This is a genomic window from Comamonas sp. w2-DMI, from assembly GCF_040187735.1.
GTDB classification, from domain to species: Bacteria; Pseudomonadota; Gammaproteobacteria; order Burkholderiales; family Burkholderiaceae_C; genus Comamonas; species Comamonas terrae.
This window is the reverse complement of sequence record NZ_JBANEL010000016.1, coordinates 1-25,186: the sequence shown is the minus strand read 5'-3', so window position 1 is coordinate 25,186 and position 25,186 is coordinate 1. Positions and strand designations below refer to the sequence as shown.

Genomic DNA, 25,186 nt, shown 5'->3' with positions numbered 1-25,186 from the left:
ACCGGATGCATTGACCAGCAACGTGCCAACTCGATCACGCCTGCTGGGCTGCCGACATCATGGAACAAGTATGTTGATCAGGCTCAGACGGAATAACTGTGAGCATCAACTCCTCCCGTAGTGCCGTGACTGCTGCACTACAGATGCTTATCCCAAAGTGGCTCACGTCTTTCCGCCAGCCTCATGACCGAGCTTGAGCGCATCAATACGCTGGTTGAGGGTTGGGTAAGAAAACTCGCCGACGCGAACATCGACCAAGCGGCCAGCCGCGTTAACAGGATGTTGAAGTACCCGTCGACACGACCACCCGAGTCAGCGAACATATCGACGTTGAACAAGAAGAGATGATCCGCCAATGCGAGGTGCCGACAGCTACAACGAGAGCCTGTTCACGACGGTGACGCTGGAGAAGTTCGTCCCGGCCACGCACCCGCTGCGCCCCATCCGCGAGTGGGTCAACGACGCGCTGGCCAAGATGAACAGCAAGTTCTCGGCCATGTACGCGGCTGACGTCAAGGGCGGCCGCCCGAGCATCGCGCCGGAGAAGCTCGTGCGGGCCATGTTGCTGCAGGTGCTGTACAGCGTGCGTAGCGAGCGACAACTCGTCGAGCAGATCCAGTACAACCTGCTGTTCCGCTGGTTCGTCGGCCTGTCCATTGAGGACACGGTGTGGAACCACTCGGTGTTCAGCAAGAACCGCGACCGCCTCATCGAACACGACGCCGTCACCGATCTGTTCAACGCCACCGTGGAGATGGCCGACAAGCGCGGGCTGCTGTCGGGCGAGCACTTCAGCGTGGACGGCACGCTCATCCAGGCCTGGGCCAGCCACAAGAGCATGCGACGCAAGGACGGATCGGACGATGATCGCCCTCCTGAGGACTGGCGAGGTGAGCGTCGAAGCAACGACACGCATGCGTCCACGAGCGATCCCGAGTCGCAGCTGTACCGCAAGAGCAACGCGGCACCCGCGCTGCCCAGCTACCTGGGCCATGTGCTGACGGACAACCAGCATGGCCTGGTGGTCAATGTGCAGGCCAGCACCGCGGACGGCACAGCCGAGCGAGAGGTCGCTGCGCACATGCTGTGCGACGTCGCTGCCCCGGGCAAGCGCGTGACGGTGGGGGCGGACAAGGCGTACGACACCAAGGGGTTCGTCAGTGCGTGCCGAGAGATGAACGTCACGCCGCATGTCGCGCAGAACCTCAATCGCAAAGGCGGCAGCGCCATCGACAGCCGCACGACACGGCACCCTGGCTACGAGGTCAGCCAGCGCAAGAGGAAGTGCATCGAACAGTGCTTCGGCTGGGGCAAGCAGATCGGGCCGATGCGTCAGGTGATGGTGAGGGGGCTGGACAAGGTTGATCAGCTTCTGACCCTGACGATGGCGGCCTACAACCTCACGCGGCTGCGGACCTTGGCGCAATTGCACGCGCAGTGCGCCCAATGAGCGACGAAAGGGGCGAAATGGCTTCTTCCACGCCTCGAATGAGAGCGGAATGGGCTGTTTGAAGTCCATCTTGTGAAAGTTGAGGGCTGGATGAACAAGTCGACTCGAATTGCGGTGGGCGATTTCGTCTTCAACGGCGGTTCTTCAACATCCTGTTAAAGAACAGGGTTGTTGGTAGGCCTTTTTGGCCCATTGAGCGGGCAACTTCGCCCTGCGTGTCAATCAACACATTTCGTAGCGACAGCTTGCTTCCTGCAAGAAATTGCTGGATCTTGGCCGGTGCCTCCCCTTGATTGAGAAAGACGATGTTGATGTCAAGATGCTCGTTCTGAGCGCGCTCGAAGACGGGCATTTCGCGCCGGCAAGGTGGGCACCAGGTGGCCCATAGATTGACCACCGTAGGCTTTCCGACGTAGGACTGCAGCGCGATTTGGTCGCCCTTTATGGAGAGCGTGTTGAAATCCGGCAGGAACTGCCTTTCACGAAACGGCAAGGCCAGGACCACCGTTCCGGCGATCCAAATCGCACTTGCAGCAGTCAAGCCCGACAGCAGGGGCTTCCTTATTGTCGGGAAACGTAAAACGACCGTCGCGGCATAGAGCCATGCTGCAAGTAGCCCAGCCCAGGGAGACCATCCTCCATCGCGAAAATCAAGAACGCTCCATGGCGTGCTGGAGTAGGCTTCATGGTACTGGAGCACAAACCCCAAGCGAGCGCAGATCGCGCTGATGAACAGACCGCGGTAAATTCGACTCTCTACTTCGACTCCGGCGTTGCGCCCAAGCCAATTTCCGACCAACAAAGCGATTGTCAGGACGAGCGCAGCGAGGACCAGGCCGGGCGGCAGTGACACTGGTCCGATCTGAACGGAATGAATCAAGTTCTAGCTCCCGCCTTGAACGAGCGGGCCGAAACATCCGCTCGCCAGCTTCTGGGCAGGAGGTGGCTCTTTCATGCCGATGGGCGGCCTTGCATATCGCACGGTTGGTGTGCCCTCAGGTCACCTGCAAGGAGCCCCTCGCATTCATGAGAAGCTCAATGACATCCGGCGCCGTGATGACTTCGAAGCGCGGGTCCATCTGCTCGGCCGTCAGACCGTTGTGAACCATGCAAGAGCCGCAGATGGCGATGCGACCACCTTTTTCGAGGTACTTGGCCAGCAGGTCTGCCACGGGCTCGAACGGCTTGCCGATCGCCATGCCCGCCGTGGCCCCGGGCTTGCCGAGTTGGACGGCTTCGACCATGAGGATGATGGTGGCCGTGTGGCCTTTGAGCAAGGCGTTGAGCGCCATGGTGAAGGTCACGGTGACCTTGTTCGGATTGCTTGCGCCGTCGAAGACAGTCGCGACGAAATCAGTGGTCTGCATGTTCAGCTCCTGGTTGGTATGGGGGTAGAGCGGGGGTGGTTTGCGGATGAGGTTGTGGAAGCCGCTTCCAAAGTGCTCATGCCGAAGCCTTCAACTGTCGGCTTGCATCCTTGAGCGCGCTTTGCACCAGTTCTTCGATGCTGGGGTGGTAGTACGGCATCGCCAGCAGGCTCTCGACCGTCTCGCCGCGCTGGATGGCCCAAGCCAGCAAGTGGGCCAGATGTTCCCCACGCGTGGCGAGCAGACCGGCACCTAGCAGGCGCCCATTGCCGCGGTCCACATACAGGCGAACGAGGTTGCCTTCGGCACCCATCACGCGCGATCTACCATTGGCGTCGCCTTGCGCGGAGCCGATGACGGTATGGTCGAGATTCAGCGTGTCGTAGGCTTGACCGACCGTCGCGATGTCGGGGTCGCTGAACACGATCGCCAGCGGCGTGCGGCGTGGCGGGAGTTCGGCAAGGGGGGCGCCACCAAGCGATTGCGCAGCGGCACGCGCTGCGATCAGTCCTTCATCGACGGCCTCATGCATCAGCGGCCGAATGGCACTCACATCACCGGCGAGGAACACGAGGGACGAGCCGGCACGCAGGGTCTTGGCATGCAGGACCGGCTGTCCGCGTGCATCAAGCGGCACGCCTGCCAGTTGCAGCTCCAGACCTTTGACATTGGGACGGCGACCCAGTGCGGCCAGAACGACGTCCACTTGTTCGACGGCGTCGCCGCTGCGCAGCTCGATTGATTGCTGCCGGGCAGTGGCTTCGACGGGCCGCCCCAGCCACATGGTGATATCGCCGCTGAAGTGCTCGATGGCACGCGCACCGATCTTGGGGTCGGTGATGCCTGCGGGCAAGGTCTTCATGTCACCGGCGACCACTCGAACCCCGAGCCGCGACAGCGCCAACCCCATTTCCAGCCCGATGGCGCCCAATCCCAACATTCCGACGCTCCCGGGAAGGGTGTCCAGGTCGAACAGACTATCCGTGGTGAGCAGCCGATCGCCCAGCGCCGCAAGAGCCTGCGGAACAACCGGCCGGGAGCCGGTGGCGACGATGAACGCCTGAGCGTGAATGGGCTGGCCGTTGACGTCCACGGTGTCGGGACCGGTGAAACGCGCCGTTCCCGTGAGAAGCCGATCTCCTGCTACCTCGCGGGTGCGCTTGGCGGTGCTACCAGCGAGCAGGTCGCGCGTCCTGCGGGCGTGGCTCCACAAGTCGTCAGGAGTGGCCGAGCCCGCAGGTGCGGCGGCCTCTTTCAGCAGCGCGCGCAGGTTAGCCCACTGGTGGCCGGCATGCAGTGCTGCCTTGGAAGGCATGCAACCCACCCGGGCACAGGTCGTGCCCAAAGGGCCATGGTCGATCAGAACGGCGGACAGGCCGAGGCGACGCAATTCGCTGAAAGCCGTGAGACCGGCAGTGCCAGCTCCGATGATGGCAATGTCGGTGGTGATGGACGAGGGCATGCTAGGGGTTCTCCTTCGTTGTGTCTGCGTCGTGGCAGCGGGTCTCGGCAGACCACGGGTTCGACGTAGAAATGGCCAGGTCGTTGGACGACGGCGCGTGGTACTTGAGCCAGAAGGCTTCGCGACAGGTCGAGTTGAAAGTCACTCGCGCAGGCGTGATCCGCTCGTCGGAATGCCCATCTGAAACAACCTCGTAGGTGATCCAGCATTCCGGGCAGATATCGGCATCGACCGGCACCGAGTCCTGTTCGGTCGTGCAGAAGATCGTGGCGCCATCGGTGAACCGATAGGTGACCGCCTCCTGGGTCACTTCGAACCCATCCTCCTGCCAGCTCGACGCATCGCGCGTCATGCTCTCGATGCAGATCGAGCTGCGGCGCTGGCGGATCTTGCCACGTGGCTTCGGCCTTGGCCGGGCTGTGGTAGATGCTGCCGATGCCGTTCTTGCCGATCAGGCCCTCTTCCATGCCTTCGATCAGGCCGTACTCCAGCTTCATGCCGGTGGCGACGACGAGGAAGTCGTATGCATGGGCCTCGCCGCTTTCCGTGACGACCTTCTTGCCTTCCGGATCGAACTCGGCCACGCGTTCCTGCACCAGCTCGACGCCGGCGGGCACGTATTCGGCGGTGGTGGACACCACGTAGCCTGCGGGCTTGATGCCCGAGCCCACCAGCGTGAAGCCTGGTTGGTAGAAATGCTCCTTGCGCGCGTCGATCAGCGTGATCTTCGCGCCGTCCAGCGCTTCCGAGAGGCGCGATGCTGCCGCCAGGCCCGCGGCGCCGGCGCCTGCGATGACGATTCGGGCCGTGGTCTTGACCTTGTTCGCCGCGTTGGCGATGCCCGGCGTAAGTGCAATGCCTGCAGCGCCGGCCGCACCAAGCGTCAGAAGAGCCCGGCGCCGATTGAGCGGTTGATCCATTGCCTTGTCTCCTTGGATAGGGTTCTTGTGGTGATTCATGGTCTCGTACCCCGTTTACTTCGGGGCGCAGTAGATGTCCCAGAGCATGCGCATGACGCGCACGACGTTGTCGTTGGCCAGCCGGTAGTAGACGTACTTCCCCTCCTTCTCGGTCTCGACCAGTCCCTCCTGACGCAACACGGCCAGCTGCTGCGACAACGTGGGCTGGCGAATGCCGGTGATGGCTTCCAGCTCGCCCACGTTGTGGCGAGCGGACGCGATCTGGCACAACAGCATCAAGCGGTCTTCGTTCGCAAGAACCTTGAGCAAGGCGCACGCTTCGCCAGCGTGCTCACGCAGCTGCTCGGGCGCTTTTAGGTTGCTCTTGTTGAACGGTGGCATCTTGGTTCTCGCTGTTGAACGAATGAAGAAATTATAATATGTAAATTCGTAAATCATTCCAGAGGTATCCCCGTGAATGTGATGGTTTCTGATGGGCTCGCCCGCGTGCCTTTCTCGTTGGCTTTCGAGGCCTACCGATGAGCGGGGCTTCCACCTCCCAACGGTCCTCTGCGGCCAAGCGGTGGCTGCCGGTCTTGTCCTGGGGGAAAACCTACGACCGAGGCCAATGGTCCGCGGACATGCTTGCGGCCGGCATCGTCACGCTGATGCTGATTCCCCAGAGCCTGGCCTACGCCATGCTGGCTGGCCTGCCACCGCAGGCGGGCCTCTATGCAAGCATGCTTCCCTTGCTTGCCTATGCGGTGTTCGGCAGCAGCCGCACACTGGCTGTCGGGCCGGCGGCGGTGACGTCGTTGATGACCGCCGCAGCCGTCGGGCAGGTTGCTGCGGCGGGCTCCGCTGACTATTGGGCGGCGGCGCTGGTGCTGGCTTTGCTGTCTGGCCTGATGCTGACCCTCATGGGCGTGCTGCGGCTTGGCTGGCTGGCGAACTACCTCAGCCATCCGGTCATATCCGGCTTCATCTCGGCGTCCGGCGTGCTGATCGCCTTGAGCCAGGCCAAGCACGTGCTGGGGATTGCGGCATCGGGCGATACCCTGCCGGAACTGCTTCCCGCGCTATGGCGAGGTCTGCCCCAGACCAATGGCCCAACCGTGGCTCTGGGGCTGTCGGCGCTCTTGTTCCTGTGGTGGTCGCGCAGCGGGCTCAAGCCATGGCTGCGCCGCATCGGCATCGGGCAGCGCTGGGCAGATGCCCTCGCCAAGGCGGGACCCGTGGCAGCCATCGCGGCGACCACAGTCGCAGTCTGGGCCTGGGACTTGGCCGCGCACGGCGTGCGTGTGGTAGGGGTGGTGCACAGGGACTTCCGCCGTTCACGCTTCCTGCGTGGAACCCGGCCCTGTGGACGGAACTGGCCGTGCCAGCGCTGTTGCTCAGCGTGGTCGGCTTCGTTGAATCCATCTCGGTGGGGCAAACGCTCGCGGCCAAACGGCGCCAACGTGTCGAACCGGATCAGGAGCTGGTCGCGCTGGGAACGAGCAATGTGGCAGCGGCCTTCACGGGTGGTTTGCCGGTAACGGGTGGCTTCTCGCGTTCCGTGGTCAATTTTGACGCCGGCGCGCAGACGCCGGCGGCCGGGATCTACACCGCTATCGGCATCGCCGTTGCGACCTTGCTGCTCACGCCGCTGCTGCACCACCTGCCACAGGCCACCCTGGCAGCAACCATCGTGGTGGCGGTGCTCTCGCTGGTCGATCTGGGCATGCTCAAGCGGACCTGGCAATACTCACGCTTCGATTTCACTGTGGTGGCGGCCACACTGGCCGCGACCCTGCTGGCGGGCGTGGAGACTGGCCTGATCGCCGGGGTAGGCCTGGCGCTGATGCTGCATCTGTACCGCAGCAGCCGGCCGCATGTGGCTGTGGTCGGGCTCGTGCCCGGGACCGAACACTTTCGCAACGTGCTTCGCCATTCCGTGCTAACGAGCCCGCAGGTGCTGGGGCTGCGCGTCGACGAAAGCCTGTACTTCGCCAACGCACGCTATCTGGAGGACCGCATCAATGAGGCTGTCGCGGATCGCCCCGAACTCCGGCACGTGGTGCTTCAGTGCTCGGCCATCAACGACATCGACGCCAGCGCGCTCGAAAGCCTGGAAACGATCGAGGCGCGGTTGAACGAGGCGGGCATCCGGCTCCATCTGTCGGAAGTGAAGGGGCCGGTGATGGACAAGCTCGCCGGCACACCGTTTCTGACGCGCCTCAGCGGACGGATCTACCTCACCCACTATCAAGCCATCGCGGAATTGTCCCCCGACAGCCTGGCCTGAGGCAGCGAGGGCCGCGGCCACGAGTCACATCATTGGCGTCAATGCTCACGTCTGCAGTAGCAGTAGACGAACTGCTGAGTTGACCCCCACGGCGTCGTGTGCAGGGTCGTCGAGTGGTCCAAGAGGAGGAAGCAACTGCCGAACTCGTCATGCAGTTCGTCGGACGAGTAGCGCACCACGGGTAGACCACTGCACTGCGTCGGACCTTGTGGGCCAAATGCGCCGACGATGGCATAGCCGCCGGGCTTGAGCGCTTTCAATACCCGAGCGACATAGCGCTGGCGCTGTGCATGCTCCGTGAGGAAATGAAAGACAGCCCGGTCGTGCCACACATCGACGGAGCGCGGAGCAAAGTCTTGCTCCAGCACGTCACCCACCAGCCATTTCACCCGAGCGGATCGTTCGGCCAGTCGCTCTCGACAAACCTCCAATGCGCGTTCCGAGATGTCCAGAATGGCAATGTCACGATATCCCGCCTCAAGCAGATCGTCGACAAGCGTGGCCTCTCCACCACCCACGTCGACAATCGCGGCCGCGAGGTCCACGCCAGTTCGGCGGATGTAGCTCAGCGATTCATCGAGATGGGGGGCATACCAGCTCACCGCATTAGGCGACTTGCTTCCATAGACCTGTTCCCAGTGCGACTTGCTCACTTGGCGCTCCTGAATGCGGTACGGCTGACTTCGCCCATGCCCACTCGACCAGTGGCCGGACCCAGCACCAATGCCTGCGGCGGGCGGGCACGGACTTCATTGTGCGGCAGGACGCGTTGCGGATGCTGCGTGGGGTACATGGCGAGGGTCATTCAGGGTCAGACACAAGGCCGGTCGATGAAGACGGCATATTCGCCACGTCCGTGGTTGCTTCTGAACAACCAGCCTTACCGCGTGACCGTCACCGAGGTAGTGGTGCGACGGTGGCGCAACGTCAGCCAGCCCAGCATCACCAGTACCACCGCGATGAGCGGCAGCATCAGGGTGTTGATGGTTTCCCATCCCGAGGTGTTCAGCAGGCGCCCCGAACCGAACGACGCCACTGCCACGGTGCCGAACACCAGAAAGTCATTGAGCGCCTGGACCTTGGCCCGCTCTGCGGGCGTGTGGGTGTCAGTCACCATGGCCGTGGCGCCGATGAAGCCGAAATTCCAGCCTATGCCTAGCAGGATCAGCGAGCCCCAAAAGTGCAACAGCTCAAGCCCTGCCAACGCCAGCAAACCCGAGGCGGCGATCAACACGAGCCCCAGCGCCGTGATGGCGATCTTGCCGAAGCGCGCGATCAAGTGGCCCGTGAAGAAGCTCGGTGCAAACATGGCCAGCACGTGCCACTGGATGCCCAGCGCGGCTTCGCCGACCGTGTGGCCGCATCCGACCATGGCCATGGGAGCTGCGGTCATGATGAAGGCCATCAGTCCATAGGAGACGACGCCCGCGGTGACCGCCACCACGAAGGCCGGGCTGCGGGCGATGGTGCCCAGCGGCCGCGCCGTGCCTTCCGCCACGGCAGCTTGAGGCGGCGGAGCACGTAGCATCCATAGCAGTGGCAAGGCCAGCAAGGCCAGGCCGGCCTGGCCGAGAAAGCTGCCGGCGAACGGCGCCATGGGCCAAGCATCTCGCGTCCAGATGACGACCTGTGGGCCGATGACGGCGGCAACCAGGCCGCCCACCATGATGCGCGAGATGGCCTTCGCCCGTTGCGATGGCTCCACCGCGTCGGTGGCGGCGAAGCGGTAGCTCTGCACGCAAGCACCATAGAAACCGGCCATAGCGGTGCCCACGCAGAAGGTAGCGAAGTCGCCTTGCACTACACCGTAGGTGGCGATCAGTCCGGAGACGCTGCCCAGCAACGCGCCCAGCACGTAGGCCGCGCGCCGGCCCAGGCGGCGCATGAGCATTGCTGCGGGAATGGTCGATAGCGCAAGCCCCAGTTGATAAAGGCTGACAGGCAACGTCGCCAGCGTGGGATCGCTGGCGAGCATCTGCCCGACGATGCCGCCCAGCGAAATGATGATGGGCGGCGCGGCACCGCCCAGGGATTGGGCGGCTACCAGCAGCCAAACATTGCGTTGGGCATCTGCGGTGTTGGCTGCATTTACTGGTGTCGCCGTGATGGAACTTGTCATGGGCTCGTGTCGTGACGGGCACGTAGCCCGGTTCAAGATTCCTTGGGATCGAGGCGGTCGCGCCGGACCGCTTCGTCCTCCATCAACTCGAACCACATTGCATTGAGAACGGCGAAGGCGGCTGCCAGGGGCAAGCCGAGAATCCAGGCGAAATACCACATGGTCAATGTCCTATGAATGATGGTGTGCGTGAGTCAGTACGCATGGCCCTTGCCATCCTGGATGGCCTCGGGGTCGACCTTGCCGCGCAGGACCGAGAACACCCAACTGGTGTACGCCAGGATGATGGGCATGAAGATGACCGTCGAAACGAGCATGATGAACAGCGTCAGGTGACTCGACGACGAGTCCCAGACAGTCAGGCTCACCGACGGGTTGACCGACGAGGGCAGGATGAAGGGGAACATGGACACGCCCACGCTGGCGACGATGCCCGCGATGCCGACGCCGCCAGCGAGCAGCGCAGCCAGCGGCCGGCGCATGGCCAGACAGAGCGCCGCGATCACCGGCCCGGCCAGACCCAGCGCCGGCACCACCCACAGTGCGGGATGGGTGGCGTAGTTGGCGAACCACGCGCCGCCCTGCGCCACGGCGTTCTTGAGCAGAGGGTTCGAGGCGCCAGACGTGTCGATGCTGCCGGTGATGGCATACCCCGTCACGAAGTAGGCCAGCAGCACGCCCGCCACGGCATACAGCACCGTTGTGAGAAGCGCCGCCACGATCCCGAAACGGCGCGCGCGTTCGGCCACGGTGCCCGACGTCTTGAGCTGCAGCCAGGCGGCGCCGTGCATGACCAGCATCGCGACCGAAACCAGGCCGGCGAGCAAGGCGTAAGGGTTGAGCAGCCCGAAGAAAGAGCCGTCGTAGAAGATCTGCATGTCGTCCTCGATGCGGAACGGCACGCCCTGCAACACGTTGCCCATCGCCACCCCGAAGATCAGTGCGGGCACGAAGCCGCCCACAAACAAGACCCAGTCCCAGCGGCTGCGCCACGCCGGCTCTTCGCGCTTGCTGCGGAACTTGAAGGCCACCGGCCGCAGGATCAGCGCGACGAGGATCGCGAACATCGCCAGGTAGAAACCCGAGAACGACACCGCGTAGAGCTGCGGCCACGCCGCGAAGATCGCGCCGCCGCCGAGGATCAGCCACACCTGGTTGCCTTCCCAGACCGGGCCGATGGTGTTGATGACGACACGGCGCTCGACGTCGCTGCGTGCCACGAAAGGCAGCAGCGTTCCGGTGCCCAGATCGAAACCATCGGTGAGGGCAAAGCCGATCAGCAGCACCCCCAGCAGCGCCCACCAGATCAGGCGCAGGACATCGTAGGAGATCAGTTCGTGCAGGATCATGTTCGTTTCTCCTTGGGGTGTTACTGCGCAGGCGCCAGGTCGGCCGAAGCGGCGGGCCGACCTTCGACGCGGGCCGGCGCATGGTCATCGGGGCCTTTGCGGATCGCCTTGAGCATCAGCTTCATCTCGATGACGAGCAGGACGGTGTAGATCGCGACGAAGCCAGCGATCGTGAGCAGCACGGTCGATGCGCCCAAGTTCGAGACGGCCACGGCCGTCGGCAGAACGCCTTCGATGACCCAGGGCTGACGCCCCACTTCGGCCACGATCCAGCCGAGTTCAGCGGCGATCCAGGGCAAGGGGATGGACCACACGGCGACCTTGAGCAGCCATCGGTGCGCATCCAGTTTGCGCCGCGCCGACAACCAGAAGAACACGGCGGTCAGCAGGATGAAGAAGAAGCCCAGGCCGACCATCAGCCGGAACGCCCAGAACAGCGGCGCCACCCGTGGAACGGTGTCCCATGCAGCCTGGGATATCTGTTGCGGCGTGGCCTGGCGGGGGTCGTCCACGTAGCGTTTGAGCAGCAGCGCGTAGCCCAGCGTATGCCCATGCTCCTCGAAAGCGGCCTGCACCTGCGGGGGGACGTCCGCGCCACCCTTCACGGCGCGGATCTGCTGCAGGGCGTCGTATGCCACGATGCCGTCCCGGATGTGCGTCTCGGCACGCGCGACCAGCTCGTCGATGCCGGGAATCTCGGTGGTCAGCGAACGTGTGCCGATCAGTCCCATGGCCCAGGGGATGTGCACCGCATAGTGCGTCTCGCGCGCCGCCTGATCGGGAAAGCCGAAGGCGGTGAACGCGGCCGGCGCGGGCTCGGTCTTCCACATCGCTTCGATGGCGGCCAGCTTCATCTTCTGGTGCTCGGTGGACAGGTAGCCGCTCTCGTCGCCCAGCACCACCACCGACAGCGCGGAAGCCAGGCCGAACGATGCCGCGACCGTCATGGAGCGCTTGGCGAGCTGCAGGTGCCGTCCCTTGAGAACGTACCAGGCCGAAATCCCGAGCACGAAGATGGCGGCCGTCACGTAGCCGGCCGAGACGGTGTGCACGAACTTGGCCTGCGCCACCGGGTTGGTCAGCACGGCGAAGAAGTCCGTCATCTCCATGCGCATGGTCTGCGGATTGAACTGCGAGCCCACGGGGTTCTGCATCCAGCCGTTGGCGATCAGAATCCATAGCGCCGAGAAGTTCGATCCCAGCGCCACGCACCAAGTCACGACCAGGTGCTTCACCTTGGAAAGCCGGTCCCAGCAGAAGAAGAACAGACCGACGAAGGTCGCTTCCAGGAAGAAGGCCATCAGCCCCTCCAAGGCGAGCGGCGCTCCGAAGATGTCGCCCACGTAGTGGCTGTAGTAGCTCCAGTTCATGCCGAACTGGAACTCCATCACGATGCCGGTGGCCACGCCCATGGCGAAGTTGATGCCGAACAGCACGCCCCAAAACTTGGTCATGTCGCGCCAGATGGTCCGGCCCGTCATCACGTAGACCGTTTCCATGATGGCGATCACGATGGACAGGCCCAGCGTCAGCGGTACGAAAAGAAAGTGGTAGAGCGCCGTGATCGCGAACTGCAATCGCGACAGGCTGACGATGTCAAAGTCCATGGTGGGTTCCTCTATCGATGTGAATCTTGTGTGCTTGAAGGGATCAGTCGGGCCGCAGGGCAGCCAATGCAGCGTCAAAGCCCGGACTGCCGCGCGGGAATTCGGCTTCGATGCGACCGCCGCGCAACAGCACCAGGCGGTCCGCAAGCACGGCTTCGCGCCGCAGGTGCGTGGCGAGCAGCCACGCCCGCCCGGAGCCCAGCGTGTGCAGCGTCGCCAGCACGTCGGCGGCAGTGGGCGCGTCCAGTCCTTCGGTGGGCTCGTCGAGCAACCACAAGGTGTGGGGTTGAAGCAGCAGACGAGCGAGGGCAAGGCGCCGCGCCTGTCCGCCCGACAGTCCCAGCCCGCCTTCTCCGAGGCGGGTGTCCAGGCCGGCGTGCAGGGCGCGCACGTCCGACGCTAGGCCTGCCGATCCGAGCGCACGCCAGAGGGTGTCGTCGTCGGCATCGGCTTGGGCCAACCGCAGGTTGTCGCGCAGGCTGTCCTGGAAAAGATCGGTGCGTTGGCTCAGCCAGGCGTGAGGCAGTGATCGGATGGTGCCCTCGCGCGGCACCAGCTCACCTGCGGCCAAGGCCATCAGCGTCGATTTGCCCGCGCCGCTGGGGCCGATCACGGCGATACGTTCTCCGGGCGCCAGGGTCAGGGAGACGGACTGCAGGGCGTCCACGGGACTGTCCGGGTAGCGCGCGGATACCTGGCGCAGGCTGAGCGCATGCCCCGGCTCGGGTGGCTCGGGTGGCTCGGCGGGCCGGATCGTTTGTTGGGTATCGCCGCCACAATGCGGCGACAGTCGCCGCGCCGCCAGCCACGTGCGGCCAGCCTCTACGGCGCCCCGCCGCAGCGCAGCGAAGGGCTCCATGGCGCTCAACGCGATCAGCAAGGCCAGCGCTGCGCCTGCGGTTCCGATCCGCCCGTGGTCAGCCAGGATGCCCACGCCTAGCAGCACGAGCGCCAACGTAAGGCTGCCGGCCACACCATAGACCGCGCCAGCCGCCACGTCCAAGCGGTGCAGATGCCGGTCTGCACGCGCGAGACGACGGTCTGTCTGTTGCAGCGCCTCGCAGTGGCTTGCCAGACGGCCAGCCATGACCAGTTCCGTTTGGCCCGATACCAGGTCGACAGCCTGCGCGCGCAGGCGCTCGGTGATCAACGCGCGGCGCACGGCGGGCGGCCGTGCCCGAAGCGACAGTCCCGCGGTCACGGCCACGCCGACGGCCAGCAGCCAGACGCCCAGCGCGATGCCGAGCCAAGGGGCCATGACGCCGATCACCAAGGCAGCGAGAACGGCGGCGCCCAGGGCCGCGCAGGCCGGCACCAGCAGACGCAGATAAAGGGATTCCAGAGCGTCGAGGTCGCTGGTCAGGCGAAACAGCGCCCGGGCCGGGCGGCGCAACAGATCGCGGATGTCCTGAGCAGCCGCCCACCCCCGGAAGAGACGCTCGCGCAGGTGCGCCAGCGCGGCCAGCGTGGCGTCGTGCGTGATCAGCCGCTCGCCATAGCGGGCGGCGGTGCGCCCCAGCGCCAGCAGGCGAATGCCGGCCGAAGGCATGAAGACATCGAATGTCAGGGCGCTGATCACCTGCAGTCCAGCGATGGCCGTGGCGGCGATGAACCACCCCGACAGGCCGAGCAGCCCCATGCCCGCGAGGACGGTCAGCGCTGCGAGCGCAGCGCCCAGGATCATGCGACGGGAAGATGCTGCGAGCACGGCCCGCAGAGCAGGCAGCAGTATCGATGCCGGGGCGGTTCTACGCGCCATGCCATCCTCCCGGGATGGGCTGCGCGGCATCGACCGGTGCCGACAGGTGCACGATGCGGTCCATGCGCGCGGCGAGCGCCGGGTCGTGGGTGGCCACGATCAGGGTGCGCCCCTGGGCCAGGGCCACCAGGGATTCGATGACCTGCTCGGCGGTTTCGGTGTCCAAATGCGCGGTAGGCTCGTCTGCCAGTAGCAGATCGGCGCGCGGTGCGGCGGCCAGCCGAGCCAGCGCCAGACGCGCGGCTTCGCCCCCCGACAGGCCTGTCCCGCCTTCTCCGAGCGACGTCCCCGGACGGGCCTGAGCCACCTTGTCGAGCTGTGCCCACTGGATCGCGCGGTGCACTTGCTGATCTCTCACGCCCGCTCGACCGAGGGCGACGTTGTGTCGGACCGACCCAGAAAACACGTGGGGCCGCTGCCCCATCCAGGCCATGCGTCCGCGCAACGCGCGTGCGGATTCGGCGGTCAACGCAGTGCCGGCGATCTCGATACGGCCTGCCGAAGCGGGCAGCAATCCGGCCAGCAGCGACATTAGGATGGTCTTTCCCGCCCCGCTGCCACCCATCAGGGCGACGTGCTCACCGGGCTTTACGTCCAGCGCAAAGTCCCTGAAAACCGGTGTCTCGCCAGAGAACGCGAATGCCAGGTCCTGAACCTTGACGCGGGGCGGACGAACTCGCTTGCCGTCTTCATCCGAGTTCCCTGCCTGGGCTTCCTGCCTGGGCTGATCCGACGTCTCGTCGTCCGGCAATGGCAACCCGTCTGCATTGAGCCGGTCCAAGGCATCCATTGCCGCCATGCCGGAAGCGCGGTCATGCCAGACGGATGCCAATTCCCGCAAGGGCTCGAAGAAGGCGGGTGCCAGCAACAGGATGAAGAGGCCCTCGGCGAGACTGAGACGCCGACCCCAGGCGCCGAAATCCAGATGCCCCAGCAGATGGAACCCGACGTAGGCGGCGACCATGGCGACGCCCAGCGCCGCGAAAAGCTCCAGCACCGCCGAAGAAAGAAATGCGATGCGCAGTACGCGCATGGTGCGCTGGCGCAGGTCCTCGGCGCTGGCCCGCAGGCGGCGCGCCGTGACCTCGACGCTGCCGAGTGCGCGCAGCGTCGGCAAGCCGCGCAGGCGATCGAGCAGGAACGCATTCATGCTGCCCATTTGCAGCCACTGAGCCTCGCTGGCGGACTTGGCCCGCCAGCCCACGATCACCATGAACATGGGGATCAACGGCGCGGCCAGCACAAGTACGGCCGCTGCTGCCCAGGAGTACCAGGCCACGGGCAGCAGAATCAGCACGGGTATGAGGCGCACGCGCCAGACAGCGCCGCGGTAGCGCGTCTGCCAGGGCAGGATCGCCTCAGCCTGTTCCGCCAGCGCGCTGGCCGCGGCACCTGCGTGCGCGCGGGCGCGATCCAGCGGAGAACGCGCCGCAACTGCAGCGATGGCGCGGCCGCGCCAGTGGCTCAGGCTTTCGCGGGCCGTATCGAACATACGCCCGGCGCTCCAGGCGTCGAGCCAGGCGCGCAGTACGCCGGCGAGTACTATGCCCACCGCCGGACCCACGACGCCATTCAGGCCGGCGCCACTCTGCAACCGTGCCACGCCCAGCGCCAGCAATGCGGCCTGCGGCAGCCACAGCAGCGGGCTGACGGCATGGAGCAGGCAGGCTGCATCCAACCGCAAGTCCGAACTCGGTCCGGACTTGGGGGCTTGCAGTCTGTCTGGAGGGGCCATGCTTCAACGGACCGTGCGTCGCGCTGCGCCCCTCATGCGGCCATCCGGACAGGGATCTTGAGGTATTGCACGCCGTTGGACTCGGCGCGGGGCAGTTGGCCGGCGCGGATGTTGACCTGGATCGACGGCAGCAGCAGTGTGGGCGCCGCCAGTGTCGCGTCGCGCTGCTGGCGCATTGCGACGAACGCTTCCTCGTCGATCCCTTCGCGGACATGAACGTTGCGCGCGCGCTCTTCGGCCACGGTCGTTTCCCAGGCATAGCTGTCGCGTCCGGGGGGCCTTGTAGTCATGGCACAGGAAAATCCTGGTCTGCGGCGGGAGCGCCAGCAGCCGCTGTATGGATCGGTACAAGGTCCGCGCACTGCCTCCAGGGAAGTCCGCGCGCGCCGTTCCATAGTCGGGCATGAACAGCGTGTCGCCCACGAAGACCGCATCCCCGATGCGATAGGAGACGCAAGCGGGGGTATGGCCGGGCGTGTGCAGGACTTCCATGGTCAGTTGCCCGATCTGGAGCGTTTCTCCGTCCTTGAGAAGACGATCGAACTCGCTGCCGTCGCCTGACACATCGTCAAGGTTGAAGACCGGCCGGAAGATCGTCTGCACATCGCGGATGTGCTCGCCAATGGCCACCCGCGCATTCGTGCGTTGTCGGATATAAGGGGCGGCGCTCAGATGATCGGCGTGGGCATGGGTTTCCAGCACCCAGGCGATGGTCAGGTCGTCGGCGCGGGCAGCGTCCAGCACGCGGTCAGCGGACGCCGTAGAGGCCTTGCCGCTGCGATGGTCATAGTCCAGAACCGGATCGATCACCGCAGCTTGCCGCGTCGCCGGGTCCCACACCAGATAGGTCACTGTGCTGGTTGGCTCGTCGAAGAATGCTTGGATGCGGGCTTGAGGCTGCATGCTTGACTCCTTACAAAGAAACACATCTGGAATTCATTATATATTAGAATCTACTAAATTAGTGAACCTAAGTCGAGGACATCCGTGGCACTGAACAAGAAAGACCAGCGATTCATCCAGGAAGGTGCAGCCAAGGCGGCGGCGATGCTGCGCGCTATCGGCAACGAGCACCGGATGTTGGTGCTGTGTCTGCTGATCCAGCACGAAGAACTGACTGTGGGCGCGATGCTGGAGCATGTGTCGCTGAGCCAGTCAGCCCTGTCGCAGCATCTGGCGAAGATGCGCGAGGAGGGGCTCGTGACGTTCCGCCGTGAATCCCAGACCTTGCACTACCGCATCGACAACCCCGATGTGGAGAAGCTGATGACGACCCTCAAGGCCATGTTTTGCCCGTGATGGCTGATCGAAGTCGCTCCGGTGTCGGGGTGGTTGGCAGGGGCGTAGCCGCTGCTGCTACCGGGCCGTGAAGCCGGTCGGAACGTTTTTTTTGTTGAAGAAAGGAGCTTGCACATGAAATCCAACGTTGGTGGTATCGACAGGGGCCTGCGCATCGTCCTTGGCATCGTCTTGATCGCCTTGGCCGCCACGGGAACTGTGGGCTGGTGGGGTTGGCTGGGGGTTGTGCCCCTGCTGACCGGCTTGGTGAGCTTCTGCCCGCTGTATCCGCTCCTGGGTCTCAGCACCTGCCCTGTGAAGTCCAAGCAACCTTAAACGCATCCAGGATGCGCTGCCGGCGGAAGTGCGCCGGCATCTTTAGCTGAAGTGTGGCCCGTGGTTGGCACCAGCGCTCGCCTGCTTGGAGCCGGGGCATCCTGGCCGCACGCGGCGAGCACTTGGCTGCACCTGTCGGATGGCCGTCGAGCGTGGTGTGGCGGTAGACAGCTTGCTGACGATGCCGTCCAGAGATGGAGCGAAGCGTGCTCAAGGCCAGAGCATCGGCTGGACCCAACGCAGGTTAGCTCTGCCGACGCCTTGCGCGACCGTGTCTGAGAACTACGCGCTGTCTTACACACCCGCGACGCAGGACGGCCGCTGTGCAGCTTGGCGTGCTGTCATTGAGCAATGCTGACGGCACAACAGCCTGTCGCTTGTTCCCGGGCCTTTTACCTTCTTCGACAGGAGTATGTCGTGACCTCTGAATCAATCGCCGCCGCTGCCGCGACATGGAACGAACGATATTCCGGCGAAGACTACGTTTTTGGACGCGAACCCAACGAATACCTGCGCGCCCAGGCGGCGCTGTTCGCACCTGGCAGCCGCGCGCTATGCGTCGCCGACGGCGAAGGGCGCAACAGTGTCTGGCTTGCCCACCAGGGCCTGCACGTCGAGGCATTCGATGTGGCGCAGGCAGGCGTGGCCAAGGCCCGCAGGTTGGCTGACGAAGCAAGGGTGTCTGTGGCCTACCATGTCGCTGGCTGCGATGAGTGGCCATGGGCCGTGGATGCTTACGATCTCGTCGTCGCGGTGTTCGTCCAGTTCGCTGACCCTGAGATGCGAGAGCGGCTCTTCGCCAATATCGTGCGAGCGTTGAAACCGGGTGGCCTGCTGGTCCTTCAGGGCTATACGCCCAAGCAGTTGGAGTACAAGACAGGCGGCCCAGGGGCACTGTCGCACCTCTACACCGCAGACCTGCTCCGCCGCGCATTCGCCTCTCTGCAGATCGTCGAATTGGTCGAGTACGAAGCCGAGTTGCGCGAAGGGGCGCGCCACGCAGGGCGCTCGGCGCTTGTGGGCCTTGTGGCGCGCAGGCCGTGAATCTGAGGCATCTGGTATGTCGTACTTAGATGATCCCCGTGTGTTGTTCGCCGCCGAACGGACTTTGCTCGCCTGGCAACGCACAGCCATAGCGCTGATGGGCTTCGGCTTCGTCGTCGAGCGCTTTGGACTGTTTCTGCGCATGATCAGCAACCAGCCGCTCTCCGATGCTCAGCGCGGGTTTTCATTGTGGCTTGGGGTCGTGTTGTTGATGCTCGGCGCGGGTGTGGCGGTTGCCTCTGCGCTGCAGTTCCGCCGAGTCTTGCGTGGGTTGGGCGAGAAGGAGATACCCGCTGGTTACTGGACCACCTTGGGCATCTGGCTCAACTTCATCCTGGCGGTTGTCGCGCTCGCGCTCACGGTGTATTTCGTGATCAGCGCATGAACGGTATACGCGGTCGTGAAACCCCGGCAAGAGAAGACCGAGCTACTCTGGGGTCTCCGAAGCAGCGGCCGGCGCAGGTTGGCTGCTGACAGGCCCGCCAGAAAATTGGCGACCTCGGCCATGCCGACACCTGCATCGACACGGCCGGGGGCCGCAAGCGCCGCACTGGCCCACGTCGTCCCTGCGACTGTGAAGGACTAGCAGGGGACGTCTCAGAAAACGGAAAATAAAGCACGTTAAGCCCATTGCAGACGCTAGATATTGACGAGTACGTCGGGTTTTCTCTTGTTTGAGTTGCCTCTTGTGGTAAGATAGCAATCAATTACTATCTTACAAGGAGTGCTCGTGGACACCCATCCAAAGCATCTGCCGGCCGATGAACGTCGTGCCGTAACTGTCGAGTCCGTCGTGGCGCTTGCCGGTTCACAAAACCCAAGCGAGATAACCACTGCAGCTATCGCTAAACACATGAACTTGACCCAGGGTGCGCTGTTTCGGCACTTCCCGAACAAGGAAGCCATTTGGCAGGCGGTCATGGAGTGGGTAGCAGAGCGCCTATTAGCCAGAATCGATCGATCCGCACAAGGAATCGAGTCGCCCTTGGCAGCCATGGAGGCGATGTTCATGAGTCATATCGAATTCGTAGCTGAGCACCCAGGCGTGCCAAGAATGATGTTTGGTGAGCTTCAGCGTGCCGAATCGACACCGGCCAAGCGCATGGTGCAAACCTTGATTCAGCGCTACGGCGAACGTTTGCATCGTCTCATCGAGAAAGGCAAGGCCAGCGGCGAGTTGTCTCCCTCGCTTGACAACGAGGCGGCGGCAACGCTGTTCATTGGCACGATCCAGGGCTTGGTCATGCAATCGCTGTTGGCGGGTGATGTGGGACGTATGCACCGCGATGCGCCGCGCGTCTTTGCAATTTATCGGCGTGGCATAAGGAGTGCGCAATGAAAAAGTTACCCTTGCAAGGCCGCACCCTGGCGCTGCTTGCCGTCATCATTCCTATGCTGGTGCTTTTTATTTATGTCGGTCTGCGATCAGGGCCGCTCGCCCCGGTCGCTGTGACGGTGGCAAGCGTGGAATCACGGGCTATCTCACCGGCGCTGTTCGGCATCGGCACGGTGGAGGCGCGCTACACCTACAAGATCGGGCCGACGTTTGCCGGGCGCGTCAAACGCCTGGACGTGCATGTAGGCGACCAGGTCAAGGCCGGACAGGTGCTCGGCGAGATGGAGCCGGTCGACCTCGATGATCGGGTGCGCTCACAGGAGTCGGCATTCAAGCGTGCGGAAGCGGCTTTGCGCGAGGCAGAAGCCCGGCAAGCCTACGCGCAAACCCAGGCGCGCCGCTACGAGCAATTGTTTGCGGTGCGCTCGACCAGCGAGGAAATCGTCACCACCAAGCGGCAGGAACTGCAGATCGCCGATGCCGCCTTATCTGCCGCTCGGGAAGATATTGTCCGGGCACGCTCCGACCGCGAAGGACTCGTCGCGCAGCGGAGCAATCTGCGCCTGATCGCGCCGGTCGATGGTGTAGTCGCCGTGCGCGATGCCGATCCCGGCACGACCATCGTCGCGGGCCAGGCCGTGGTGGAAGTGATCGACCCCAAGAGTTTGTGGATCAATGCGCGCTTCGACCAGATCAGCGCATCGGGGCTGGCTGGGGGGTTGCCGACTCTTATCGTCCTGCGTTCGCGTGGTGGCCAGACCTTGAAAGGTCGCGTGCTGCGGGTGGAACCCAAGGCCGACGCGGTAACCGAGGAAACGCTTGCCAAGGTGACATTCGATAACAAACCAGAACCTTTGCCACCGGTGGGTGAACTGGCCGAAGTCACGGTTGACTTGCCGGCGCTCCCGGCCGCTCCACTGATCCCCAACGCTGCCGTCCAGCGTGAGGGCGACAAAGTTGGTGTCTGGCAAATCGTGGATGGTGATCTGCATTTCTCCCCGGTCAAGCTCGGCACTTCCGACCTCAATGGTTACGTGCAGGTGCGCGAAGGGCTCAAGAATGGGGACCAGGTTGTGACCTATAGCGAAAAGGCACTGACGGCGCGCAGCCGCATCCATGTGGTCGACCATATCCCAGGAGTGTCACGATGATCAGCCTGGCCGGCCGCGACATTCTCCATGCCTGGGGAAAATTCGTCTTCACCGGCATCGGTCTGGGTCTGCTGATCGGCGTCACCCTGGTCATGGCTGGGGTGTACCGAGGCATGGTGGACGACGGCAAGGCGTTGCTCGACAACAGTGGCGCTGACCTTTGGGTGGTGCAAAAGGATACTCTGGGTCCTTATGCGGAGTCGTCCAGCCTCAACGATGACGTGTATCGCGCCATTCTCGCCATGCCGGGAGTCTCACAGGCAGCGAACGTGACCTACCTGACCATGCAGGTACGCAAGGGCGAGAGTGATGTACGCACCATGGTGGTCGGCATCGCGCCCGGTGCGTTGGGGGCTACACCCGGATGGCCTCCTTATCTCGTCGCTGGACGCCAGATCACGCGCGGTCACTACGAGGCGGTGGCCGACATCGCCACCGGCTTCAAACTGGGAGATCGTCTTGCCATTCGCCGAAATCATTACACCGTCGTGGGGCTGACACGGCGCATGGTGTCGTCCAGCGGCGACCCGATGGTATTCATTCCGCTCAAGGATGCCCAAGAGGCTCAGTTCCTCAAGGACAACGACGCCATTTGGCAAAGCCGGCGTCGCACCGAAGCCAACCCGGCCTTCAATCGACCCGGTGTTACTGGTTTGCTGGATGCCGTGATTGCTTCACAGAGCACCAACGCGTTCGTCAATGCAGTGCTGGTCACTCTGAAACCTGGTCATGCGCCGGACGAGGTTGCCGAATCCATCCGGCGCTGGAAACGTTTGACGGTCTACACACGGGCACAGATGGAAGACATCCTCGTCGGCAAGTTGATCGCCACGTCGGCCAAGCAGATCGGCATGTTCTTGGTGATTCTGGCCATCGTTAGCGCGGCCATCGTTGCCTTCATCATCTATTCGCTGACGATGGACAAAATCCGCGAGATCGCGGTGTTGAAGCTCATCGGCACACGCAACCGAACCATCGCCGCGATGATCATGCAGCAGGCGCTCGCCCTGGGCGTGATTGGTTTCGTGGTCGGCAAGATCACAGCCACTTTCTCAGCGCCCCTGTTTCCCAAGTACGTACTGCTGATGCCGTTCGACTCCATCGCCGGTTTTTTCGCCGTGCTCGTGATCTGCGTTCTAGCCAGCATCGTCGCCATTCGCATGGCACTCAAGGTCGACCCGGCCGAAGCCATTGGAGGTTGAGATGAGTGGCAAAGGCATTCGCATCGAAGGTTTGAGAAAACGTTATGGCGAGGGCGATACCGCGGTCAATGCCTTGAAAGGCGTGGACATGCAGGTGGCACCCGGCGAGGTGGTGGGCCTGATTGGCCCTTCCGGGTCCGGCAAGAGCACGCTGCTCAAATGTCTGGGCGCGGTGATTGATCCGACCGCCGGTCGCATGACGCTGGGCGAAGAAGTGATCTACGACGATGGCTGGAAAGTCCGCGACTTGCGCGCCTTGCGGCGCGACAAGATCGGTTTCGTTTTCCAGGCACCATACCTGATTCCGTTTCTCGATGTCACCGACAACGTGGCGCTACTGCCGATGCTCGCAGGCGTCGCGAATGGGGAGTCGCGCGCGAAGGCACTGGAACTGCTCACCGCGCTCGATGTGCAACACCGGGCTCGCGCCATGCCCTCGCAACTCTCCGGTGGCGAGCAGCAACGGGTCGCCATTGCGCGAGGTTTGGTCAATCGCCCTCCGGTGATCCTGGCTGATGAGCCCACAGCTCCACTAGACAGTGAGCGCGCCATGGCTGTAATCCGCATCCTCAATGACATGGCTCGGAAGTTCGAGACCGCCATCATCGTCGTCACCCATGACGAAAAGATCATCCCCACTTTCAAGCGCATCTACCACATCCGCGACGGTGTGACCCATGAGGAAGCTGGCGAAGGGCGGGAGTTCGAATGAGAGAACGATTGAATTACAGGAGAATTTCATGACCCACCGCAAACACAGCCACGCATTTGGAACTATCACCCTGACCGTTACGGCCTGCCTGCTTTTATGGGGTTTTCAGTTGCCAGCTTGGGCTGGTGACGCTACCCAGGTTGAGCCACTGGCGCTACGCAAGATCATGCAGGAACTCGGGCGCAACATGCAGGCTATTACCGGTGCGATTTCGCAGGAGGAATGGGTTCAGGTCGTTCAGCTCGCCCCAAAAGTTGCTGCACACCCCGAGCCACCGCTTACTGAAAAAATGCGCATCCTTGCTTACCTCGGCGCTGATGCGACCAAGTTCAGAAACTTTGACGCGCAGACTCACGAGGCGGCGCTGGCCATGAAGCTGGCTGCTGCGAGCAGCGACGGCAAGGCGGTGATCCAATCATTCGCCCACGTGCAGGAAAGCTGCTTGGGCTGCCACCAAGCTTTCCGTAAACCTTTCGTGGAGCATTTTTATGGAGCACGCTAAAACATGCCAGCGCCCCATCAGCCTCGAAAGACGGCTTGCGGCAACTTACCTGGTAGCTGGTCTGGTCACCGCCGGTCTGGCCGGTTGCGCCGCCGGCCCTGATTTTCAGCGTCCCACCGCACCCGATGTGGCTCGCTACACTGCAACACCGGTGGCTGATAGAACCGCGTCCGCTCCCACGCAGTTCGGCGAAACACAACGTCTAGTCGAAGGGCTTCCGATCGAAACGCAATGGTGGCAAAGCTTGGGTTCATCCACACTCGACGGACTGATCAACGAAGCTTTCCATGTCAGCCCGACGCTGGCGAGCATCAGCGCCAATTTGCGACAGGCGCAGGAGCTTCTTGCCGCACAGGCGGGCTCGACGCAATATCCACAGGTAGATGTCGCACTGGGATCTCAGCGCCAGCAAATGAGTCCCAGTAGCCAAGGGTTGAGCGGAGACGCACGTCAATTCAGCCTCTACAACGCCAGCGTTGGCGTGCATTACAACCTCGATCTGGCTGGCGGCAACCGGCGCGCACTCGAAGCCTTGGCTGCTCGCGCCGACTACCGTCGCTTCGAACTGAATGCTGCGCGCCTGGCCCTTGCCGGCAACATGGCAACCGCTGCCATTACCCGAGCACGCCTCGCCGCGCAACTAGAAGCCACTACTGCCATTTTGCGCGTGCAGGATGAGCAACTGCGCCTAGCCCATGAACGCGTGCGTATCGGTCAGGCCTCACCTGATGAAGCGTTGAGCCTACAAGCTCAGGCGGAGCAAACGCGGGCAGAACTGCCTGCGCTGCGTAAACAACTGCAACAAACCGAACATCTACTGGCGGTGCTAGCCGGTCGTGCCCCAGGCACGGGTGGCATCCCGGCCTTCACTCTGGCCGATTTCACTCTGCCCGTCGAGATGCCGCTCGTCGTGCCCTCAGAACTGGTGCGCCGCCGACCGGATATCCAGGCGTCAGAGGCGCTGTTGCATGCGGCCAATGCAGACTATGGTGTGGCTGTCGCCAAGCTCTACCCACAGATCAACCTGAGCGCCAACCTTGGCTCTCAAGCGCTGACCACCGGTACCCTGTTCGGTGGTGGCTCGGCAGTGTGGGGCCTGGTTGCGCAGCTCACCCAGCCTCTTTTTAATCCAGGGCTACCCGCTGAAAAAAGAGCGGCGCTCGCCGCTTTTGATGCCGCCGCAGCCAATTACCAGAGCGTCGTATTGGAGTCTTTGCGTAACGTCGCCGACACCCTGCGCGCGGTGGAAAGCGATGCACAAACTTTGACTGCCCTCGCTGCCGCTGATATGGCTGCACAGGCCTCCTTGCAGTCGGTCGAGCGGCAATACCGGCTGGGCGCGGCCAGCTACCTGCAACTGCTCATCGCGCAGCAACAGGCACAGTCAATCCGGATCAATATGGTTGCGGCCCAGGCACAACGCCTAGTCGATAGTGTTGCTTTATATCAGGCCCTGGGAGGTGGTGTCAGTTAAGGCTATGCCCTAACCTGATGTCATTTTCAGAAGACGACTGCACCATTCAGCGCGGTTTGAAGCCTCTTGTGCATACGGCTCCTGACAGCCAGATATCAGGACTCCTCTGCACGAAAC

The 25,186-nt window shown here is 63.3% G+C and carries 24 protein-coding genes and 2 pseudogenes; 13 read left to right on the top strand and 13 right to left on the bottom strand.

Annotation, left to right across the window (positions count from 1 at the left end):
• Positions 1 to 355: 355 nt before the first annotated feature.
• Positions 356 to 1,450 (top strand): IS5 family transposase, encoded by a 1,095-nt coding sequence (locus tag V8Z74_RS16555; protein ID WP_349710250.1) that lies wholly within the window; start codon positions 356 to 358, stop codon positions 1,448 to 1,450.
• 130 nt (positions 1,451 to 1,580) lie between these two features.
• On the opposite strand, the gene V8Z74_RS16550 is transcribed toward V8Z74_RS16555, so the two are convergent.
• The 5 genes from V8Z74_RS16550 to V8Z74_RS16530 all read right to left on the bottom strand — a co-directional run bounded on the left by V8Z74_RS16550 (position 1,581) and on the right by V8Z74_RS16530 (position 5,580).
• Complete coding sequence (locus V8Z74_RS16550) at positions 1,581 to 2,330, bottom strand: prolipoprotein diacylglyceryl transferase family protein (protein ID WP_349710249.1); 750 nt, start codon at positions 2,328 to 2,330, stop codon at positions 1,581 to 1,583.
• A 115-nt stretch (positions 2,331 to 2,445) separates the two neighbouring features.
• Positions 2,446 to 2,817 (bottom strand): DsrE family protein, encoded by a 372-nt coding sequence (locus V8Z74_RS16545; RefSeq protein WP_020226624.1) that lies wholly within the window; start codon positions 2,815 to 2,817, stop codon positions 2,446 to 2,448.
• A 76-nt stretch (positions 2,818 to 2,893) separates the two neighbouring features.
• Positions 2,894 to 4,279 carry a dihydrolipoyl dehydrogenase gene (locus V8Z74_RS16540; protein ID WP_349710248.1) on the bottom strand — a complete coding sequence of 462 codons (1,386 nt, stop codon included), beginning with the start codon at positions 4,277 to 4,279 and terminating at the stop codon, positions 2,894 to 2,896.
• On the bottom strand, positions 4,177 to 5,199 hold the full coding sequence (locus V8Z74_RS16535) for an FAD-dependent oxidoreductase (protein WP_349710246.1): 1,023 nt from the start codon (positions 5,197 to 5,199) through the stop codon (positions 4,177 to 4,179). The genes V8Z74_RS16540 and V8Z74_RS16535 overlap by 103 nt, the downstream gene beginning before the upstream one ends.
• A 54-nt stretch (positions 5,200 to 5,253) precedes the next feature.
• On the bottom strand, positions 5,254 to 5,580 hold the full coding sequence (locus tag V8Z74_RS16530) for an ArsR/SmtB family transcription factor (RefSeq protein ID WP_096450762.1): 327 nt from the start codon (positions 5,578 to 5,580) through the stop codon (positions 5,254 to 5,256).
• 137 nt (positions 5,581 to 5,717) lie between these two features.
• Here V8Z74_RS16530 and V8Z74_RS26290 point away from each other — a divergent pair.
• Positions 5,718 to 6,898, top strand: a pseudogene (locus V8Z74_RS26290) (SulP family inorganic anion transporter); the annotation flags it as partial.
• A 3-nt stretch (positions 6,899 to 6,901) separates the two neighbouring features.
• A complete protein-coding gene (locus V8Z74_RS26285; RefSeq protein ID WP_502879565.1) occupies positions 6,902 to 7,465 on the top strand; it encodes an STAS domain-containing protein in 564 nt (187 codons plus the stop codon).
• A 38-nt stretch (positions 7,466 to 7,503) separates the two neighbouring features.
• Here the strand turns inward: V8Z74_RS26285 and V8Z74_RS16515 are convergent, their stop codons facing one another.
• The 8 genes and pseudogenes from V8Z74_RS16515 to V8Z74_RS16480 form a co-directional block, all read right to left on the bottom strand.
• On the bottom strand, positions 7,504 to 8,118 hold the full coding sequence (locus V8Z74_RS16515) for a class I SAM-dependent methyltransferase (RefSeq protein WP_096450766.1): 615 nt from the start codon (positions 8,116 to 8,118) through the stop codon (positions 7,504 to 7,506).
• A 227-nt stretch (positions 8,119 to 8,345) separates the two neighbouring features.
• The gene (locus V8Z74_RS16510) at positions 8,346 to 9,584 is read right to left on the bottom strand and encodes an MFS transporter (RefSeq protein WP_349710244.1); all 1,239 of its coding nucleotides are present in this window, start codon (positions 9,582 to 9,584) and stop codon (positions 8,346 to 8,348) included.
• 32 nt (positions 9,585 to 9,616) lie between these two features.
• Entirely contained in the window at positions 9,617 to 9,745 is a 129-nt protein-coding gene (gene cydX / locus V8Z74_RS16505) for a cytochrome bd-I oxidase subunit CydX (protein WP_096450771.1), read from the bottom strand.
• A 33-nt stretch (positions 9,746 to 9,778) separates the two neighbouring features.
• Positions 9,779 to 10,933, bottom strand: coding sequence for a cytochrome d ubiquinol oxidase subunit II (cydB, locus tag V8Z74_RS16500; protein ID WP_349710243.1), 1,155 nt, complete (start codon positions 10,931 to 10,933; stop codon positions 9,779 to 9,781).
• Positions 10,934 to 10,953: 20 nt separating this feature from the next.
• Entirely contained in the window at positions 10,954 to 12,540 is a 1,587-nt protein-coding gene (locus V8Z74_RS16495; protein WP_349710241.1) for a cytochrome ubiquinol oxidase subunit I, read from the bottom strand.
• Between the two features lie 43 nt (positions 12,541 to 12,583).
• A complete protein-coding gene (gene cydC, locus V8Z74_RS16490) occupies positions 12,584 to 14,299 on the bottom strand; it encodes a thiol reductant ABC exporter subunit CydC (RefSeq protein WP_034689643.1) in 1,716 nt (571 codons plus the stop codon).
• Positions 14,289 to 16,034, bottom strand: a complete 1,746-nt coding sequence (cydD, locus tag V8Z74_RS16485; RefSeq protein WP_020226638.1) for a thiol reductant ABC exporter subunit CydD — start codon at positions 16,032 to 16,034, stop codon at positions 14,289 to 14,291. Before cydD ends, cydC begins: the two co-directional genes overlap by 11 nt.
• Before the next feature lie 32 nt (positions 16,035 to 16,066).
• Positions 16,067 to 16,937, bottom strand: a pseudogene (locus tag V8Z74_RS16480) (MBL fold metallo-hydrolase).
• Between the two features lie 144 nt (positions 16,938 to 17,081).
• Between V8Z74_RS16480 and V8Z74_RS16475 the strand changes: the two are divergent.
• From V8Z74_RS16475 to V8Z74_RS16430, 10 genes are all read left to right on the top strand, one after another.
• Positions 17,082 to 17,333: an ArsR/SmtB family transcription factor gene (locus V8Z74_RS16475; RefSeq protein WP_020226640.1), complete on the top strand. Its 252-nt coding sequence runs from the start codon at positions 17,082 to 17,084 to the stop codon at positions 17,331 to 17,333.
• Positions 17,334 to 17,447: 114 nt separating this feature from the next.
• Positions 17,448 to 17,648, top strand: coding sequence for a YgaP family membrane protein (locus V8Z74_RS16470; protein WP_020226641.1), 201 nt, complete (start codon positions 17,448 to 17,450; stop codon positions 17,646 to 17,648).
• A gap of 351 nt (positions 17,649 to 17,999) precedes the next feature.
• Positions 18,000 to 18,692 carry a class I SAM-dependent methyltransferase gene (locus V8Z74_RS16465; protein WP_020226642.1) on the top strand — a complete coding sequence of 231 codons (693 nt, stop codon included), beginning with the start codon at positions 18,000 to 18,002 and terminating at the stop codon, positions 18,690 to 18,692.
• A gap of 16 nt (positions 18,693 to 18,708) precedes the next feature.
• Positions 18,709 to 19,077, top strand: coding sequence for a YidH family protein (locus tag V8Z74_RS16460; protein WP_020226643.1), 369 nt, complete (start codon positions 18,709 to 18,711; stop codon positions 19,075 to 19,077).
• Between the two features lie 345 nt (positions 19,078 to 19,422).
• A complete protein-coding gene (locus V8Z74_RS16455; RefSeq protein WP_004393990.1) occupies positions 19,423 to 20,031 on the top strand; it encodes a TetR/AcrR family transcriptional regulator in 609 nt (202 codons plus the stop codon).
• Entirely contained in the window at positions 20,028 to 21,179 is a 1,152-nt protein-coding gene (locus tag V8Z74_RS16450; protein WP_234262729.1) for an efflux RND transporter periplasmic adaptor subunit, read from the top strand. The genes V8Z74_RS16455 and V8Z74_RS16450 overlap by 4 nt, the downstream gene beginning before the upstream one ends.
• Positions 21,176 to 22,381 carry an ABC transporter permease gene (locus V8Z74_RS16445; protein ID WP_003056108.1) on the top strand — a complete coding sequence of 402 codons (1,206 nt, stop codon included), beginning with the start codon at positions 21,176 to 21,178 and terminating at the stop codon, positions 22,379 to 22,381. The genes V8Z74_RS16450 and V8Z74_RS16445 overlap by 4 nt, the downstream gene beginning before the upstream one ends.
• Before the next feature lies 1 nt (position 22,382).
• A complete protein-coding gene (locus V8Z74_RS16440) occupies positions 22,383 to 23,093 on the top strand; it encodes an ABC transporter ATP-binding protein (RefSeq protein WP_024000741.1) in 711 nt (236 codons plus the stop codon).
• 28 nt (positions 23,094 to 23,121) lie between these two features.
• Positions 23,122 to 23,595, top strand: coding sequence for a cytochrome c (locus V8Z74_RS16435; RefSeq protein WP_003056106.1), 474 nt, complete (start codon positions 23,122 to 23,124; stop codon positions 23,593 to 23,595).
• Positions 23,582 to 25,069, top strand: a complete 1,488-nt coding sequence (locus tag V8Z74_RS16430) for an efflux transporter outer membrane subunit (RefSeq protein ID WP_003056103.1) — start codon at positions 23,582 to 23,584, stop codon at positions 25,067 to 25,069. Before V8Z74_RS16435 ends, V8Z74_RS16430 begins: the two co-directional genes overlap by 14 nt.
• The last annotated feature ends 117 nt before the right edge of the window (positions 25,070 to 25,186 follow it).

Bases quoted from the DNA above. Each gene is read 5' to 3' on its own strand.
- cydX (WP_096450771.1), bottom strand. From the start codon at position 9,745: ATGTGGTATTTCGCCTGGATTCTCGGCTTGCCCCTGGCAGCCGCCTTC.
- V8Z74_RS16530 (WP_096450762.1), bottom strand. From the start codon at position 5,580: ATGCCACCGTTCAACAAGAGCAACCTAAAAGCGCCCGAGCAGCTGCGT.
- V8Z74_RS16450 (WP_234262729.1), top strand. From the start codon at position 20,028: ATGAAAAAGTTACCCTTGCAAGGCCGCACCCTGGCGCTGCTTGCCGTC.
- V8Z74_RS16460 (WP_020226643.1), top strand. From the start codon at position 18,709: ATGTCGTACTTAGATGATCCCCGTGTGTTGTTCGCCGCCGAACGGACT.
- V8Z74_RS16535 (WP_349710246.1), bottom strand. From the start codon at position 5,199: ATGGATCAACCGCTCAATCGGCGCCGGGCTCTTCTGACGCTTGGTGCG.
- V8Z74_RS16510 (WP_349710244.1), bottom strand. From the start codon at position 9,584: ATGACAAGTTCCATCACGGCGACACCAGTAAATGCAGCCAACACCGCA.
- V8Z74_RS16470 (WP_020226641.1), top strand. From the start codon at position 17,448: ATGAAATCCAACGTTGGTGGTATCGACAGGGGCCTGCGCATCGTCCTT.
- cydB (WP_349710243.1), bottom strand. From the start codon at position 10,933: ATGATCCTGCACGAACTGATCTCCTACGATGTCCTGCGCCTGATCTGG.
- cydC (WP_034689643.1), bottom strand. From the start codon at position 14,299: ATGGCGCGTAGAACCGCCCCGGCATCGATACTGCTGCCTGCTCTGCGG.
- V8Z74_RS16495 (WP_349710241.1), bottom strand. From the start codon at position 12,540: ATGGACTTTGACATCGTCAGCCTGTCGCGATTGCAGTTCGCGATCACG.
- V8Z74_RS26285 (WP_502879565.1), top strand. From the start codon at position 6,902: ATGCTCAAGCGGACCTGGCAATACTCACGCTTCGATTTCACTGTGGTG.
- V8Z74_RS16545 (WP_020226624.1), bottom strand. From the start codon at position 2,817: ATGCAGACCACTGATTTCGTCGCGACTGTCTTCGACGGCGCAAGCAAT.
- V8Z74_RS16435 (WP_003056106.1), top strand. From the start codon at position 23,122: ATGACCCACCGCAAACACAGCCACGCATTTGGAACTATCACCCTGACC.
- V8Z74_RS16540 (WP_349710248.1), bottom strand. From the start codon at position 4,279: ATGCCCTCGTCCATCACCACCGACATTGCCATCATCGGAGCTGGCACT.
- cydD (WP_020226638.1), bottom strand. From the start codon at position 16,034: ATGGCCCCTCCAGACAGACTGCAAGCCCCCAAGTCCGGACCGAGTTCG.
- V8Z74_RS16430 (WP_003056103.1), top strand. From the start codon at position 23,582: ATGGAGCACGCTAAAACATGCCAGCGCCCCATCAGCCTCGAAAGACGG.
- V8Z74_RS16475 (WP_020226640.1), top strand. From the start codon at position 17,082: ATGCTGCGCGCTATCGGCAACGAGCACCGGATGTTGGTGCTGTGTCTG.
- V8Z74_RS16445 (WP_003056108.1), top strand. From the start codon at position 21,176: ATGATCAGCCTGGCCGGCCGCGACATTCTCCATGCCTGGGGAAAATTC.
- V8Z74_RS16555 (WP_349710250.1), top strand. From the start codon at position 356: ATGCGAGGTGCCGACAGCTACAACGAGAGCCTGTTCACGACGGTGACG.
- V8Z74_RS16465 (WP_020226642.1), top strand. From the start codon at position 18,000: ATGCTGACGGCACAACAGCCTGTCGCTTGTTCCCGGGCCTTTTACCTT.
- V8Z74_RS16440 (WP_024000741.1), top strand. From the start codon at position 22,383: ATGAGTGGCAAAGGCATTCGCATCGAAGGTTTGAGAAAACGTTATGGC.